Source organism: Paraglaciecola hydrolytica (assembly GCF_001565895.1).
GTDB lineage: Bacteria > Pseudomonadota > Gammaproteobacteria > Enterobacterales > Alteromonadaceae > Paraglaciecola > Paraglaciecola hydrolytica.
In genome coordinates, this window is sequence record NZ_LSNE01000006.1 from 1 (window position 1) to 16394 (window position 16394).

The following is a 16394-nucleotide window of genomic DNA, read 5'->3' on the forward strand; positions in this document are numbered from 1 at the left end:
TTCCTCCCTCGGATATTATCCGCTAGCTGTCCCAGCCTAGCAGGGCGAAGGCAGTTTAGTGTGGCCGACAGCTAACTGATAATCTAAACATTTGCAGAAGTTGAAAAGGGCTGGGTTGACAGGTAGCTTCGAGCCTAAAAGCGGTCAGTCGAGCGCTAAACCTGATGGGGAAGTTTTTGCCAATTGGAGTCATTTGATATTGGATATGACACTATTGCTTTTGTCACTAAATAGTTGTTTATTCGAGTTGAATTCAACCCAATAATTGTTCCGCTTCGTCACCAAAGCGGACTAAATAACTTAACGGGTTGAACGGTAAACTTGGTGCAGAATGATACATTTCAGCGAACCTAACCCCGCAGATTGATTTATGGGCGCCAACCGCGTTGCCGTTCCAAATGAATCACTCCAACTTCCACTCAAATGGCATCCTTGCCATTCGCCCTTAAAATAAGCCTTTTTTGTGCTGAAACTATATATGCGGGAAAGGTATTGGCGGTGCCACCAAAGCAGTTTTAGGCAAAGTCCATTTTCTTGTTCTCTTACGATGTGTGTCTTGTCAGCTACTTTTTGAAATTATCTCTGGATTAACAGGAATAACCGTCTCTTCTCTCTCGTGCGGGTTTGGATATTTTGATCGTGCTGTTCAAAGTATATTTCAAGTATTTATGGGTGATACTTTCCATAAGTATCGCTTTACAAAACGACCTAAATACCTTGATCATATTCCATTATTGTTTTGTCCAGAATAGGAATAAGCTCTTGTATGTCCGACGCTCCTCTTTCCAAGGCTTGCACTGTGCTTTCTTGGTTCATACGGTTTATTTTTAAGGAAGTAAGAAAATAATGATCTTCCTTAATTTGTTCATAATTTGCTAAGTGCCCATACTTACCCCAACTCCAATCGAGAAAATGGTTGCGTACATAAGGGAGGAATACTGTCTGGAATTCGAGGTCATCGTCTAAGGTGTCGTCGTAGATTCCCTTTACTGAAACGGTGTAGTAGTTGATCAAAGCATTCCTAAACACTTCGTCCTTTATGCGCTCCAAGCCGAATTTCTTCATTAGTTGATAGCCGTTGTCCACAAGAACGATTCGTCTGACAATCATTACCCTTCCCATATGATACTCAATTGAGTCGTATGGAATATTTCCACTTTCTAGTGCTTCGATAAGCACCGACTGAATTCTGATATCCTCAGCTTTCAACTTATAGGTTTGTTGGATCTGCAGATTATCGGTGATCAAATTGGTGCGGATTTCCTTGAGCACCTTTACTATTTCTGTGTCGACCTTCCTCTGCTCGTTCCAATTGTTGATTTGCAAGGCGATCAGTATCCCGATAACCACAAGAACTATTTCGCCGATGGCATAAAACAGATATTTTGAAAACCTACTTTCTTTAATCATTCGTTGGCGGATACGGCGGAAGAACTTGATCATTTTCTCTTTTCAATTTCTCTGTTAGTCAGATGGAGTATAGGTAAAATAAAACGTCATTTTTCCTAAAATCAAAATACATGATGCCTCATGTTTTACATATTTACCTCTCTTTAATATACTTTAGGGAGTGAAAGTAGGCTATTTTTCGTCTATTACTCACCTGCTTCCACGTAATTCAGAATTCAAAACAAGCACCTCCCACTGTTGTGAAAACCAGCATTGCCGACTGGGCAGGAAAAAACACGGACACAAAAGCACTAGTCGATGACCTGGGCGCAAAGACTTAAACGGTTTTTTAACATCGACATTGAAACCTGTGAGTGATGCGGTGGTGTGGTTAAGGTTATAGCGAGCATCGAAGGCCCATTGGTGCTCCAAAAGATACTTAGTCACCTGAATACAAAGAATGATGATGTCATCGACTGGCAGCTATCTTGGGCATAGCTGGAGTTCGTCTACGATAACTTCAATGTCTCTTGATCGCTCAAAGCCGTCTATCTATATAGAAATTAGCTCAAGCATTAAGTTAAATAGCTCTGCCCATTGCCCATTTATATTACCTATCATATTTTCTCTGTGTTCTCTGTGTTCTCTGTGTTCTCTGTGTTCTCTGTGTTCTCTGTGTTCTCTGTGGTTAAAACGCTTCTGTCTTTTAGCTAGTCACTAGTCTCTATTTGCTAGCTGCTGCTTTGAAGGGCATATCTTTGCCTGGGCTGGCAATTTATTGACCAACTATTTAAGCTAGGTATGTGCTCAAACCGAACTGTTGTTATCACTCAAACCTAAAGTATTTTTCACTTCTGCAAAAAAGTTTTCTGCTTCGCCTTGGGAAGTCGGTGTTAGGTGTTTACTGGATAAACTAAAACTATCAATACTAAACAGATATTCACGGGCTTTGGTGAGGTAAGTGACTACATCTGGCTCACTTACATCGGCTTCTTGTAGTTGTTTGGCAAATTCTTGCGATTTACCTAACTCGAGCATTTCTGACAATTGGTTGATGGTGTCTAATTTACCCTGCAAAGCTTTATTGCGATCCAAATAGTTTTGCAATTGTTGCAGGGCTTTGTTGTTGCTGCCATCCTCGTTTGTAAGGCCCTGTACCTGCCATTTACCATCAACCTGAGCGAGATTAATCTCGCTGTTTATGCCCAGATCGTTGGCGACTTGTTGTAGATCCTTGGATACCGAAATCATATTGAAGTTGAGCATGTTGTCGATAGTTTGCAGGCTTAGGCTGCTGTCACCATTTTGTAAACGCTCTAGGGTGGCATCGACATTTTCTTGGGATATGTCGCTTTGCAAACTGCGAATTTCACTGGCGATATTAGAGTTTTGTCGCGCAATAGCTTTTTCAAAGCCTGTGTCAGTATTGCTTGAATTACCAATGTAATTGAATAGTGATAAAGGTGATTTTTCAACTTGCATGCTAGTTCTTAATATTGCTAGTCCGTAGGACGTACTAACAGCAAAACATGCGCCAAGTTGGTTTTTGCGCCTAACTAGCCACTATTTACTAGCCTCTATGTACAGCAACTTACTGGCATCTAGTTACTGTTTAACGCCTCTTTTAATAATGTTTTAACCGTTGTTCCTTCGAACTCAGTAAAGCTTAACTGTGTACCCAGATAGTTAAGTTGGTTATCTGGCAACGTTACCCAATCTGGGGTGACTATTTTATAAGTTTGGCTGTCTTGTACATCGATAGTATTGGCATATACAAAGTCACCACTGAGCAAGTTGATATCAGTTTGTAGATGTTGATTGGCTTTTGCCAGTATGGCTTTTAAGGTCATTCCATCTACTGTTGCGATCATCAATTTGTTTTCAAAACGCATAAACTGATTAAAACGGTAATTGGCGAGTGGCCCTTGGTGTAAACCTGAGCCAAAAGATGAATGGTTAAACAAGGCCGCGTCGGCGCCAGTTTTATCGCGCATGGTTTGAAGTGTCCAATCGACTACTTCGTTTAAGCCCATATCTTTAGGTACTGACCCTACAATAGCCAGATCGTCAGCGCTCAACACTTCTGCGCGCGTTACGGCAATTTCAGCGGCAAAGCTTGGTTCACCCACTTGGCTAAAGTCAGTCATCAGGTTTTCGATATCGAGTTGTGGCTTAGTTGCGTTAGTTAGCAAATTGACGACCACCAAACGTTGGCCTTTAAAGGTGGTATGCAAATAAGGCATGTTGCTGATTGTGGTCTGTAAATTCAGATGATCATGGGCCCCTAGGATGTACAAGGGTTTAGTATCTTGGCTGGCTAAAAACGTCAGTATGGCTTTGTCGGCCATTAAGCCAGCATGGGATAACACCACATTATAATCGCTGTTTTTGGCTAATTCGGCATAATGTTGTGTTAGCCAATCTTGCGGCACAGGGATGGTTAAACTGTCACGCATAGCCGCGGGAAACGTGCGGCTATGGTCGGTATCCACCCCAATAAAACGGAGTGTTTTATCGCCAAAATCAATATCTGTAAAAGTAGGCAGGGCAGTGCTTAATTCACTGCTGGCAAAAGTGCCTATCACCCTTACCCTTAAGGCTGTGGCCTGTGCGATAAAGTCATTCATATCGATAATATCAAAATCGTGATTACCAATATTAAACACCACTTCGCCACGGTGGGTTAGCTGCGCTAAAAACGCCATATCCAGTTTACCTTTAGACTTTTGTGCCACTACACTGCCGGCTTCAAAATAGTCACCGTTGATCACAAAAACGCTGGTGGCCTTAGGTTGTTGCGCCATACGTTGGTCAATATTACTCAGTAAAATAGGGTAGGCGTCATAGCCAGAGTGCATGTCGGCCATGTTGAATATCAGCAGCGAAGTTGACGTTTCAACTTGAACGACTGCAGGGGTTTGCGGCTGACAGGCGCTGATAAAACAGATAAAAACCAACAGCATGCTATTTAAGAATTTTTGCATAAAACAATGCCCAGATTAATTTATTGAAACGGCGTCAAGGTAGTGACAAAAGGTTATTACAGCAGATAGCAGAAGATAGCAAATAGATGATAGTAAAAGAAAAGGCTAAAGCAAAAAATCAAGATATAAGGGATTTACCACAGAATTTATCGAGCTTTTTAGGTGCAAAATCAATAGATAACCACAGAGCTGTATATCTCCCTCGGGTGAGGGAGTCCATACATCTCTGTGGTTAATGCTTTTGGCTTTTCCTAGCCACTATTTACTAGCAGCTAGTATCTGCTCTCTTATTATTACAGCGAATAAATCAGGTTGAGGTAAAACGCTCGTCCATTGGCGGCAAAACCGATGTCATTTTGATAATCAGCGTCGGTCAAGTTGGTTAGATTGAGCGAAGCTTGCCAATGTTGATCGTAGGTATAACGGACATTGGCATCAAAACGTAAGTAACTATCAAGCGCTTGTTGCACTGCTTCACCGGTATGTAAGCTGGTGGCATAACGCTCATCCACCCACAGGGCTTGTAGGTTGTAGCTTAAACTCGTGTTTTGCACATAGTTTACACTGCTACCCAAAGTCAATTTGGGACGACCATTTAAGAGGTTTTCTGAGTCGATATCGCTGTAATTAAACTGGCTGCTGACTTGCCATTGTTGGTTGAGCGATTGCCAGGCTAAATGACCGTCTAGGCCTTTAATATCAATTTTGGCACGGTTTACGTTAGTGAATAACTCAGCATCAAAGTCGATTAAGTCACGAAACTCATTAGCAAAATAGTTAAGACTGGCAGTCAGTTGGGAGTCTTGCCATTCAATACCCGTTTCAAGGGTAATTGAGGTTTCGGGTTGCAGTTCAGCGTTGCCTACTAAGGGATGACCGAGGGCAAAAAAGCTTGGCAATTTAAAGCCTTCACCACGGTTGATGAAGATATTTAGCTCGTTGCTTAACGCATAACGTAGACCAACAGAGGTACTTTGATTCGACGAGAAACCATCAGGATCGTCGTGACGTAAACTTGCTTGTAACAATAATTTTTCGGCCAATACGCCGTTAACATTTACAAAAGCACTGTTGACTGTGCGTGACAAACTAAAGTTAGTGGGCAGTAAAAAACCAATGTTGAGATAACCGTCACTGTCGCCATTCTCTTTTTTGGTTTCTAAACCAACGTTAGCCCACAGCTCTTTTTGCTCACCGAGGGTATTAACCCACGCCGCACTGGTGCGGGTAAAGTCACTCTTAGCACCATTAGCTGGTACCGCGTCATAAGGCACTATACCAGGTGATTGGCTATCATCTTGGCGATTAAACCAAGTTGAAGTTACCTTGCTCAACCACAGTGGAGTTACCTGCCATGCCCAACTGGCTGCTGCATGTTGGTCACGATAGTCGCTACTATCAAGCTCATCACTTTGGGCAAACTCAGGGCCACCACTTTGTTCTGGATAGGTGGTTTTATTGCCATCAAAATAACGATAAAACAAGTCAAGCTCATGCTCATCGCCCTGCCAATTAAGCTTAGCTAATAGGTCGGTGTTTTCTGCTGTGCTGCCTTTAAGTGGCTCTCCGGCGTCTTTTTTCTGGGCCTTGATGGCATAACCTAGCTTATCAATGGTGCCAGATGCCGAGGCGCCAAAAGTTAAATAGTCATCGCTGCCAATGGTCGTAAACCCATTAAACTCAGCTTTGCCACTGGGCTCCATGGTGATGATATGAATAACACCGGCTAAAGCATCAGAGCCATAAATCGAGGACTGTGCACCTCGAATAATCTCTATGCGTTTAATCGAATTAATATTAACGTTATTTAAATCAAACGAGCCACCACGGGTATTGGTGGGGTCGTTTAACTGCACACCATCCACCAGTACCAAAGTATGGTTACTTTCTGCACCACGCATCACGATGGAGGTTAATCCACCTGGGCCACCTTGGGATTCAACCCACAGGCCTGGCACTTGGCGCAGGGCATCTACTAAGCTGGTTGAGCTGAGATTTAATAGGGTTTCACTGTCGATGATCACGGAAGATGAGGTGATCTGAGATTTTTCTACGGCACTGTAACTGCCGGTTACCACGATGTTTTCAATGGAGTCTTGTGCGGCTAAGACAGGCGCAGAAATAGCCAACAACGTGGCTAAATAAAGGGGGTGTAATTTCAAACTTTACCTCTACAACTTGAATGCCTGCTTGCGCAGGCATGGATTTCACAGGAAAACGCTGATTATTTAAATGAATATAGGCTGTAATAGGCCGTCATTTTAGCTGGGCTAGCAACTGAAAATAAAGACTCCGACTGTAACACCATGTGATAAACCCGTGCAGTTTGCTGGGGATGGACAACAGGGTGCGTTAGGGTTTCCAACTCAATGCTAAAGGACAAACGATCGTCACTTATCTGAATCGATTTAGCGGCTTCTTGCTGATGACCTAATTCATCTGAGCCATAACTGGGTGAATCTTGATAAACCCATGAATCCAATGTTAGGGCATTTTTCAAGTCTGCAAGTGTCACTGACTCAGCCAAGGCTTGAGTAAGTTGTACCTCAAAACCTTTGTCGTTCACCACGATTTGTTTTATGCCCGGCGCTACGGTAAGGCCATCCCAACTCACTCGTTGTAAAGCCGCTACATAACCGCCTTTAGCCTGCCAACCACGACCGGTTTGGCCTAATAACAAACTCCCATCAGCCAAAAACAGTGGGCGCATTACGCCCGATTCCAAACCATCAAAAAAGGGCATAATGCTACCTTGGGTTTGCCCATTTACAACTTCAGTCGCCACGCGGAACACGTTAGATTTGGTTTGATCCCCCATTAACATTTGACCAGCAAAAGGACCAAATTTACCCTCTGAGGTATCCCATGCCGGATTACCCGGTGAGTTAGCCACTCGATTATGGGGTAACAAAATGGCGGGTTTAACCCGTGTATCCAGCACATTTTTCCATAAAATCTCTGGGGAATCGGGTGTCATACCGGGTAAATCGACCAAGCTTGAGGGGTGACCATAAAAACCGTCTTTTTCAAGAATGAATATTTTGGATGTGCCCATGTATTCACCTTGGTTGTCTGAATACCATATTTGGCCGTCGGGAGCTGTGCCCATACCGGCAGGGCTGCGCATGCCATTACCCCAAGCTTGGGCCTTACCTTGTGCATCGACGCGGAAATTCCAGCCAGCAAAACCACCAGCCGAGCCCATGTAAGGACCACCGGCATTATAAGCACCACCATCACCACCATCAGCTAGATTGATGTTGAGGTAATAAGCGCCATCAGCCCCACGCACTGGACCATGCATGTAAGAATGGTAATTACCGTGATAACTAAATTGATCAAAAAGGGTTTTATAACTATCCGCTATGCCGTCACCATTGGTATCGGAAATACGGGTTAATTCTGCTTTTTGCCCCACCACTAAAACTAAGCCCTGTTTATCTTCAATTTGCACACCTAGGCTATCAAAAGTGCCTTCAGCAAAACGTGTCCATTTATTGTCTTTTAAACGCCAAATACCTGCGGTACGAGTGGCCACGACAATGGTGCCATCTTCGGCCAGTGCCAAACCTAAGGCTTCAAATAATTGCTCACGGCCAAAATTATCGCGAGGCGAATAATAACTTTCTACACTGTAACCCGCTGGCATATTAGCTGTTGATGCTTTGACTTTTAAGTCTTGAGCATTAAATGCAAAATCGGCTTTGGGGGCATGCCATACATTGGCAGACAAAGGCATGGTGGCGCTAAGGGTGGCGTTAACCTTACCTTTAGCCAGTTGCCATAGGTTGTTTTGATAGCTACCCGCAGAGACTTTTAAAGCCTTGAGTAGTTCACCGTTGACTTTAAATGTTTGTGCTGTGCTTAAGTCACCACTTACACGAATACTGACTTTACCTGTTTTATCGATGTCAGTTTTTACCGAGAGTTGATTATCACCCACACGATAGTGAAACACTGGAGCCGCATCAGGTTTAGAAGAATCGAGATCATAGCCTTTAAACTGGGCGTTCACTTTTGCCAATTTTTCCGCATGATCTTCTAAGGTGTTTAATTCGGCGAGAATACGTTTTTTATCGCCAAACTTAGCGCTTTGAAAAGTGAAGTCAAGGGGCTCACCAGCGTGGTTGAGCGGTGCCATTAAAACACCCATGTCACCTAAGTTTATTTCCATACTTTGGTAACCGGTTTTTAAACCTTTGCCTCCACGATTTTGGAATTCACCGGCCATATCCAAATAGCCACCTTGCCAGATTTTACTGATGGCCAGTACGCGGGGATCAAAACTGTAGTTAACGCTGTTGGGCAGTCCAACATGGATGGCGCGACCGGACGTACCTTGCAACGGACCACGTTGAATGCGAGTACGCTGATCAACCAATAGTTGTAGATCATCTTTGAGCGGATCGTAATTTTCTTGGCCAGTTTGTGGCATCAGTTGCACCACGGGACCTTGTTGCCAAGGGGTATTAAGGCTTGCCAGATAAGCGCCAATGGCATCAACTTGTTGATCGCTGAGTACCTGTTTGCTAAAAGTCGGCATGATAGGCATATAGGTTTGACCTACGTTACTGCCGTTTTCAGCGATGGCCAGTTGCGCCGCAGGAGTACGAATACTACTGTGCAAATAGTTACGATCAGCTTTGATGGTAAAATGATGATTTTCGCCACCTTCAACTATGGTTCTATCGCGGGGAGTTAATGCAAATAAACCGAATAAATTGGGGCCAGTGGTAGTTTGGCTATTTGCCTCATCAACACTGTGGCACACATTGCAACCAACCGACTCAAAGCTGTCTTTACCCAAGGCGACAAAATCGATTAATTCAGCTTCGTTGGTTTCGCCGCCTGATTCTTGTGGGATCTTAATGGCAGAAAAATCTGCGCGTTTAACACTGACATTACGCAGGGCAATCCGCCCTTTAATTGACTTGATGGCCGTGCCATCCATGGGGTTATCCCAATTGGTTAAAGCGTGTTTACCCACTTCTGGAAACACGATGTTTTTGGCGACCACATCACCATTCACCTTAACCTCAATTATCGTAGCCGCTTCGGTTTTGTTGCTCGCTTCGTCATAACGACTGGTGCGGTATTTAACATCCATATGCTGCCATTCATTATTGTTGGCTGGCATGTCTACGTCATAACGACGTTGCACCAATAATACGGCTTGGCCGTCTTTTGCTAACAAATAATCGAGGCTGATGACCGCATCACCTATATATGAGTTGTGCTCTAAGGGGCTGGCGTTTTCGTCACTGACCACAATAGTATCTGTCGAGTCGGTAGTGCTATTAATTTGCAATTTGTTATCGATTGCGCTGACAGCGCCGGCGGTTTTCCAAGTAAGATTGTCTTTAAATTCGCTAAGTGGATTAGCGTTTGCCACTGGGCTAAAACACAAAATAGCTAATCCAATACCGCCATAAACTCGTTTAACTATGCTCATTTGTTCATTCTCGAAAGTGATTGGCTTAGGCAGCTTTAAAATTAAATGCTGAGGTATTAAAAGCCTAAGTCTAACATATTGTTAACATGCAATTAGTGTATAAGTTATTTGTGATTTAAGTGTACGAAAAATTCGGCAAACACTAAGAAGAACTAGGCGTTATTGTATTTGGTTAAATTGTTTTATTAGTAAAACAATTTAGAAGGTTTACTTTGTTTGCAAGCAATACATACCTATTGAACCAAGCCAAGGAACGAATGAGTTGGACTAAAATTGTGATTTTTTCAGCATATTGCACCCTTATTCAACCGCTATGTAAATTGCCATTTTTCATGGTGCAATAGGCTTAGTATTTCAGGCGTTCATTAATAAAAATGTAATGAAATTGTAAGCAGGCTAGGATGTTAATACACACAATTACGACCATTGGATTTAGCTTTATACAACAATTCATCCGCCTGATTGATCAATTGTTGTAGCGTCATGCCAAGTGACCATTGCACAACACCAATACTCACTGTGCAACCCTTTGGAATATCGGTGACAACGAGATTTTTTTCTATCGCCATACGACATCTTTCGGCCAAGGGTTTGGCTTCTTCATAGTTAGTATCTGGCAGAAGGATTAAAAACTCTTCACCACCCAATCGACCAATAAAATCGATATTCCGACTGGTCAGCCTAAATTGCTCTGCACAGGCAATTAACAACTTGTCACCTGCATGATGACCATAGGTATCGTTGATCTGTTTAAATTCATCTAGGTCTAACATCAATATGGATAATGGAATGTTGTGTCGTTCAGCGCGAGTGATCTCAAGACTAAGGATGCGCATTATTTCACGGCGGTTTAGCAAGCCTGTTAGATCGTCGGTGTTAGCCATTTTTTCTAACTGAGCGGTGCGCTTAGCGACTTCTTGTTCTAGTGTTTGGTTGGCATTAGCTAGGCGCTGTTCGGCCTGTTGCAACTGTAAAATTTTATCAGTTAATGCCTGCTTGCTGGGATGTGCAATGGCTTGGGGCAACAAGCGCCACAATAAAATCGCCGTAGCAATTGAGATAACACCGGTCAGGGTTTTTATCAGGCCATGGATGTAATAATAACCATGCCAGACATTGATTATGCCCAAGATGTGGGTTGCCCCACAAAAGAAAATAAAACCTGCAAATAGCATAATCATCCAATCTAAATGCAAATCCGTTCGGGCTTTAACCAGTTTGAGTAGAGCAAGGGGGATTAATAAATAAGCGATTGAGGTAAGTGCATCGCCACCGACATGTAAAAGCAGTAAATCTTCACGCCACAGCAGGCAATGTCCATGTGGCATAAAATCACCGTTTAAAAATTCCTTGAAAAAATCCATAGTTACCATTAATCCGACGGCTAATAGTTAATTATCTTAGTCAGGTTTATGGATATTTGGTAAAGATTGAAAATTAATTTGAAAAACGCAGGTTAATATTGCTGATTTAGGATGTTGACAAAAAACTAGCGATGAAAAGTGCTAGGTATATCGCCGTAAAATCCCTTCGATATACCTAGCATGGTATTACTTAATAGATAACATGAGCGTGATGTTTTTACTTCTTAGCCGGTGTTTGGCTGTTTTGTTTGGCATAGGCTTGTTTCATGGGCACAAACGCTTGTTTTTGTTCGTCGTAACATTCCACTGCACCCGTGCCTATGTTGTAGACCCAGCCATGTAGCTTAATGTTGCCCTCTTTTAATCCCGCAGCAACACTGGGATGAGAGCGCAAATGTTCTAGCTGTAATAGCACGTTTTCTCGAGTGACTTCTTCCATATGCTCATGGTTCAACTCACCACATTTCTGTCTGACTTTATCGACTGCTCCCCAGCAATAGCCTAACCATTGTTTAACATGTGGCATGCTATCAAGTGAGTCGGGATCAATTGCCCCCTTCATAGCACCACAATCAGTATGGCCGCATAACACTATATGACTGACACCAAGCGCCGCCACGGCAAATTCGATAGACGCCGTCATACCTCCTGTATGTTCAGTATGGGGTGGTATTACATTGCCTGCATTGCGACAAATAAACAGTTCGCCTGGTTCGGTTTGGGTGACTAAACAGGGATCAATACGTGAATCGGCACAGGTAATAAACAATACTTCTGGGTTTTGTTCGTTGGCGAGTTTTTTAAAAACCGCCCGTTTGTTAGGAAAGACTTCACGCTGAAATTTAGCAACCCCGGATATGACATGGTCCATCGTTTATTCTCATTTTAAAAAGTAATTATTGGCTTTATGTAAGCAGGCTTACAGTGATACCCGATAGCATTTTGTGCGTCAAGGTATAGTGGATGTTGGGGGCTTGAATGGGGATAAAATGTGCAATTTCAATTACCATTATAAATAGCTTGTAATGGCTGGCACATTATTTTAAAACACACACTATGAGTTGTGATTACAGTGAGAAAAAATGAATTTTAAACCGTTTTTAATTTTGGTTTTTGGCATGTTGATAGCGAGTCAATCTATTGCCGCCACAGCACTTGAAGGAACATGGCAGTTAATTTCAGGAGAATATATTGATGCTAACGGTGATACACTCAGTTATGCCAGCGCGGATATGCAGTCCTTAAAAGTTTTGTCGACTAAGCACTTTAGTTTTACCTCGATGAAAGGTGAACAATTTTGGGCTGCGGGCACAGGTACTTATGAGTTCAAAGACGGTCAGTATGTGGAGTCATTGTTGTTAAATTCGTTTGGTGAAAAAGTGGGCGCCACCTTTGCATTTCAAGCTCAATTGGATGGTGATAAGTGGTACAACTCCCGTTGGAAGGATGGCAAACGTGTTGAGTATGAAGTGTGGCAAAAGGTAAATTAAGTTTGCGACTTTCAATTCCATAAATCTTAGTGCCTTGTAAAAACCACTGCAGTTACTTTTTAAACCTGCAAGCTTAACAATCTCAATTTTTTGACACAGTCTGAGCTGTTTTCTTTACACAACGCTGACAGTTTTTTTATCGTTTTCATGCTTTAATTCTGCATCACATTCTTAAACAGATCTCACAGATATTAAGCCACTTATGAAAAATCTATCTTTTAGCAAAATCATTCTTGTATTACTGGTGATTGCCCTGGGGACTTGGTGGTTATTTAAACCAGCGGCCAACACTGAACAAATAAAGTATCACACCCAAGGGGTATCGCTGGGCAAAATTGAAAGTATGGTGAATTCGTCCGGCTCTATATCCCCCGTGCTCACTGTGGATGTGGGCTCTGAACTATCCGGCTTAATTTCTCAATTGAATGTGGATTTTAATGACGTTGTCACCAGTGGTCAGGTGATCGCCCGTATTGATGATCGTACTGTCCAGTCAAAATTACGCCAGAGTGAAGCCGATTTAGCCTCATCTAAGGCTTCATTGTCCCAGTTACAAGCGGCGTTAATTAAAGCGCAAGCCGAAGAATCCCTCGCTCAACGTGAATTTAAACGTACCCGTGAGTTGCGTAGCAAAAACTTACTCAGCGAATCCGAGTTGGATATCAGTGAAACTAAATATGAATTAAGCAAAATAGCCATTGATACCGCCAAGGCTGCGATTTTGGTAGGTGAGTCACGAGTATTGCAGTCCCAATCTAGCCTAGAACAGGCCAAATTAGACGTGGATCGCACTTTTATTCGCTCACCGGTCGATGGCGTGGTTATCGATCGCCAGGTAGATAAAGGCCAGGCGGTGTCGGCCAGTTTGTCGGCACCCACATTGTTTTCTATCGCCCAAGACTTAGTCAAAATGCAGATTGAAGCCGCCGTGGATGAGGCTGATATTGGTCGGATTAAACAAGGTCAGGATGTTAGGTTTACCGTTGATGCTTTTCCTGAGCGCAAGTTTAGTGGTGTGGTATCCCAAGTCAGAAAATCCGCCACGGTGACCAGTAATGTGGTGACCTATAAAGTGATTATCAGTTTAGAAAACCGTGACTTAATCCTGCTGCCAGGAATGACAGCCAATATTGATATTATTCTTGGTCAGCGTGACAAGGTATTAAGGGTGGCAAATTCAGCCTTACGATTTAGCTTGGATAATCAAACCACAGGCTCTGCGAGTCAGGGTAATGATGGCTCAGAACGAGCTAAACAAATGGCTGAGCAGTTAGGCTTAAATGACAAACAACAAAGCCAAATGGCCGATGCCATGAACAACATGCGTAAAGCGATGCAGGAGATGCGTAATGCTGGGCCAAGTATGGCAGGTGGTCCACCTCAGGGCGGTTCTTCATCAGGAGGCGATGCAATGAAAAAATTACGTAGTCAGATGGAAATTGAACTGTCGTCGTTTTTAAGCCCAGAGCAAATGGAAAAGTATAAAGGCCTTAATCAACAACAACGACGTAAACCCCAGGCCAGCGAAGGCGACGAAGTGCAATATCAGCGTGGCAGCGTGTGGGTATTACGTGATGGTGAGCCGCAAAAACTCAATATTCGGACGGGCATTAGTGATCTGGAATATACCGAGATTGTCACCCCCGATCTTAAAGATGGCGACCAAGTCATTGTGCGTGCACAAAAGGTCGGTGGCTAGTGTCGCAGGCATTAATCAAAGTCCGCCAGGCTAAAAAAGTCTATCAAATGGGCGAAGAACAGGTTTGGGCGCTCAAGGGCGTGGATCTTGACATTCAACAAGGTGAATTTGTCGCCATTATGGGCTCCTCTGGTTCAGGTAAATCTACCATGATGAACCTACTCGGCTGTTTGGATATCGCCAGCGAAGGTAGTATTTCCTTGGATGGCGTTGAGCTATCTAAGCTCAGTAAAAATGAGCTGGCGACTATTCGCAATCAACGTATTGGTTTTGTTTTCCAGCAGTTTAATTTGTTACCGCGTACCACGGCTTTGGACAATGTCACTTTGCCACTACTTTACAGCCAAGTGCCAGAGTCAGAATGGCCCGCCAGAGCGTCTTCCTGTTTGCAAAAAGTGGGTTTGGGCAGCCGTATGGATCACCATCCTTCGCAGTTGTCTGGTGGTCAGCAACAAAGGGTGGCCATTGCCCGTGCTTTGGTTAACGAGCCGGTGATGATCTTAGCCGATGAACCCACTGGTGCCTTAGATACCCAAACGGGCCTTGAAGTTATGACCTTGTTTCAAGAGCTAAACCAGCAAGGTAAAACCATTATTTTGGTTACCCATGAACCGGATATTGCGCAGTTTGCCAGCCGTAAGTTGATTTTTCGTGATGGTGAATTGGTGGCAGATGAAGTGAACCCTTCGCCCAAATTAGCGAGTCAGATGCAACTATGAAAATATTTATTCTGCTTAGAACCGCGATCACAGCTCTGAGAGTCAACTTATTACGCAGCTTTTTAACCATGCTTGGCATTATTATTGGCGTGTCAGCAGTGATCATCATGGTGGCCATGGGCGCCGGCGCTCAGCAACAAGTGGATGAACAAATTAAGTCCTTGGGTGGCAACGTCTTTTTTGTCACGGGCTCATTTCGTTCCAGTGGTGGGGCTCGTGCCTCGTCGGTGGTAAAAATTAACGAAGATGACGCCAACTTAATTGAAAAACAAGTAAGTGGTGTTGAAGCCGCAGCGCCTTATTTATCGGCCAATGGCCAAGTGGTCTATGGCAACCTTAATTGGTCAACCGAAATCGTAGGTATCGATAATCGTTATTTTGTGGTGCGTGATTGGGACATCAATAGTGGCCGTGAGTTTAGCACTCAAGAAATCAATAGTGGTGCCAAAGTCGCTATTATTGGCGAGCGTATTAAAACAGAATTGTTTGGTGCCAGTGAGCCAATTGGTCAAACCGTGAGGGTTAAAAACTTCAATGTCACTGTGGTGGGTGTATTAAGTGAAAAAGGTCAGGATGCCCGCGGTGAAGATCAAGACGACGTGATTTTGATGCCGATTAAAACCGTACGTAATAAAATCACCGGCATAGATTCAACGAATCCCAAATCGGTGCGATTTATTCAGGTCAGCGCCTATGATGGCGAAGATATGGATTATATCGAAGAAGAAATGACCTTGTTGTTACGTCAACGCATGCGCATACCGGTTGGCAGTGATGATTTGTTCCGCATTCGTAATGTCTCTGAAATGATCGCCACCCGCGCCGAGACCATGCAGGTATTTAATACTTTATTAGCGTGGGTTGCTTCAGTAAGTTTAGTGGTGGGCGGCATCGGCATTATGAACATTATGTTGGTCTCGGTAACCGAACGTACCCGTGAGATAGGTTTGCGCATGGCGGTGGGCGCTAAACCTGCTGACATCCTGCGCCAGTTTTTAATCGAATCCATCGTACTTTGTGGTTTGGGTGGGGCTATAGGCGTATTAATCGCATACGGCTTTGTCTACTTAGGTAACAACTACGGCATAGGCGCAGGCGGTGTAATCAATACTGATGTGGTACTACTGAGCATTGGTTTCTCGGCCCTGATCGGCATATTTTTTGGATATTACCCCGCACTAAAGGCCTCACGTTTAGAGCCGATTGATGCACTGAGGTACGAGTAAACTCATAAGCAGTAAAAAGAAAAAAGCATTTTCACTACAGAGATGTAAATCCCCCTCGGGCGAGGGAGTTC

Annotated in this window: 11 protein-coding genes; 4 read left to right on the forward strand and 7 right to left on the reverse strand. The window is 43.5% G+C overall.

Translation table 11 applies throughout. The features are described 5' to 3' along the window. Positions 1 to 708: 708 nt before the first annotated feature. From AX660_RS12095 to AX660_RS12125, 7 genes are all read right to left on the reverse strand, one after another. Entirely contained in the window at positions 709 to 1443 is a 735-nt protein-coding gene (locus AX660_RS12095; protein ID WP_068377186.1) for a DUF6090 family protein, read from the reverse strand. A 753-nt stretch (positions 1444 to 2196) separates the two neighbouring features. Next, entirely contained in the window at positions 2197 to 2871 is a 675-nt protein-coding gene (locus AX660_RS12100; RefSeq protein ID WP_068377189.1) for a hypothetical protein, read from the reverse strand. Positions 2872 to 2990: 119 nt separating this feature from the next. Continuing rightward, positions 2991 to 4373 carry a metallophosphoesterase gene (locus tag AX660_RS12105; protein ID WP_068377192.1) on the reverse strand — a complete coding sequence of 461 codons (1383 nt, stop codon included), beginning with the start codon at positions 4371 to 4373 and terminating at the stop codon, positions 2991 to 2993. A 293-nt stretch (positions 4374 to 4666) separates the two neighbouring features. Next, complete coding sequence (locus tag AX660_RS12110; protein ID WP_068377195.1) at positions 4667 to 6535, reverse strand: TonB-dependent receptor plug domain-containing protein; 1869 nt, start codon at positions 6533 to 6535, stop codon at positions 4667 to 4669. Positions 6536 to 6597: 62 nt separating this feature from the next. Next, the gene (locus tag AX660_RS12115) at positions 6598 to 9825 is read right to left on the reverse strand and encodes a c-type cytochrome (protein ID WP_068377198.1); all 3228 of its coding nucleotides are present in this window, start codon (positions 9823 to 9825) and stop codon (positions 6598 to 6600) included. Between the two features lie 404 nt (positions 9826 to 10229). Continuing rightward, positions 10230 to 11189 carry a GGDEF domain-containing protein gene (locus AX660_RS12120; protein WP_068377885.1) on the reverse strand — a complete coding sequence of 320 codons (960 nt, stop codon included), beginning with the start codon at positions 11187 to 11189 and terminating at the stop codon, positions 10230 to 10232. 217 nt (positions 11190 to 11406) lie between these two features. Then, positions 11407 to 12060: a carbonic anhydrase gene (locus AX660_RS12125; RefSeq protein WP_068377201.1), complete on the reverse strand. Its 654-nt coding sequence runs from the start codon at positions 12058 to 12060 to the stop codon at positions 11407 to 11409. A gap of 211 nt (positions 12061 to 12271) precedes the next feature. Between AX660_RS12125 and AX660_RS12130 the strand changes: the two genes are divergently transcribed. The 4 genes from AX660_RS12130 to AX660_RS12145 all read left to right on the forward strand — a co-directional run bounded on the left by AX660_RS12130 (position 12272) and on the right by AX660_RS12145 (position 16323). Beyond that, on the forward strand, positions 12272 to 12679 hold the full coding sequence (locus AX660_RS12130; RefSeq protein ID WP_068377203.1) for a hypothetical protein: 408 nt from the start codon (positions 12272 to 12274) through the stop codon (positions 12677 to 12679). Positions 12680 to 12881: 202 nt separating this feature from the next. Continuing rightward, complete coding sequence (locus tag AX660_RS12135; RefSeq protein ID WP_068377207.1) at positions 12882 to 14378, forward strand: efflux RND transporter periplasmic adaptor subunit; 1497 nt, start codon at positions 12882 to 12884, stop codon at positions 14376 to 14378. Further along, positions 14378 to 15097, forward strand: coding sequence for an ABC transporter ATP-binding protein (locus AX660_RS12140; protein ID WP_068377210.1), 720 nt, complete (start codon positions 14378 to 14380; stop codon positions 15095 to 15097). Before AX660_RS12135 ends, AX660_RS12140 begins: the two co-directional genes overlap by 1 nt. Then, a complete protein-coding gene (locus AX660_RS12145; RefSeq protein WP_068377213.1) occupies positions 15094 to 16323 on the forward strand; it encodes an ABC transporter permease in 1230 nt (409 codons plus the stop codon). Before AX660_RS12140 ends, AX660_RS12145 begins: the two co-directional genes overlap by 4 nt. Positions 16324 to 16394 lie beyond the last annotated feature (71 nt).

Excerpts from the sequence above, each read along its gene's own strand:
- AX660_RS12095 (WP_068377186.1), bottom strand. The coding sequence starts at position 1,443 with ATGATCAAGTTCTTCCGCCGTATCCGCCAACGAATGATTAAAGAAAGT.
- AX660_RS12100 (WP_068377189.1), bottom strand. The coding sequence starts at position 2,871 with ATGCAAGTTGAAAAATCACCTTTATCACTATTCAATTACATTGGTAAT.
- AX660_RS12105 (WP_068377192.1), bottom strand. The coding sequence starts at position 4,373 with ATGCAAAAATTCTTAAATAGCATGCTGTTGGTTTTTATCTGTTTTATC.
- AX660_RS12115 (WP_068377198.1), bottom strand. The coding sequence starts at position 9,825 with ATGAGCATAGTTAAACGAGTTTATGGCGGTATTGGATTAGCTATTTTG.
- AX660_RS12120 (WP_068377885.1), bottom strand. The coding sequence starts at position 11,189 with ATGGATTTTTTCAAGGAATTTTTAAACGGTGATTTTATGCCACATGGA.
- AX660_RS12125 (WP_068377201.1), bottom strand. The coding sequence starts at position 12,060 with ATGGACCATGTCATATCCGGGGTTGCTAAATTTCAGCGTGAAGTCTTT.
- AX660_RS12130 (WP_068377203.1), top strand. The coding sequence starts at position 12,272 with ATGAATTTTAAACCGTTTTTAATTTTGGTTTTTGGCATGTTGATAGCG.
- AX660_RS12135 (WP_068377207.1), top strand. The coding sequence starts at position 12,882 with ATGAAAAATCTATCTTTTAGCAAAATCATTCTTGTATTACTGGTGATT.
- AX660_RS12145 (WP_068377213.1), top strand. The coding sequence starts at position 15,094 with ATGAAAATATTTATTCTGCTTAGAACCGCGATCACAGCTCTGAGAGTC.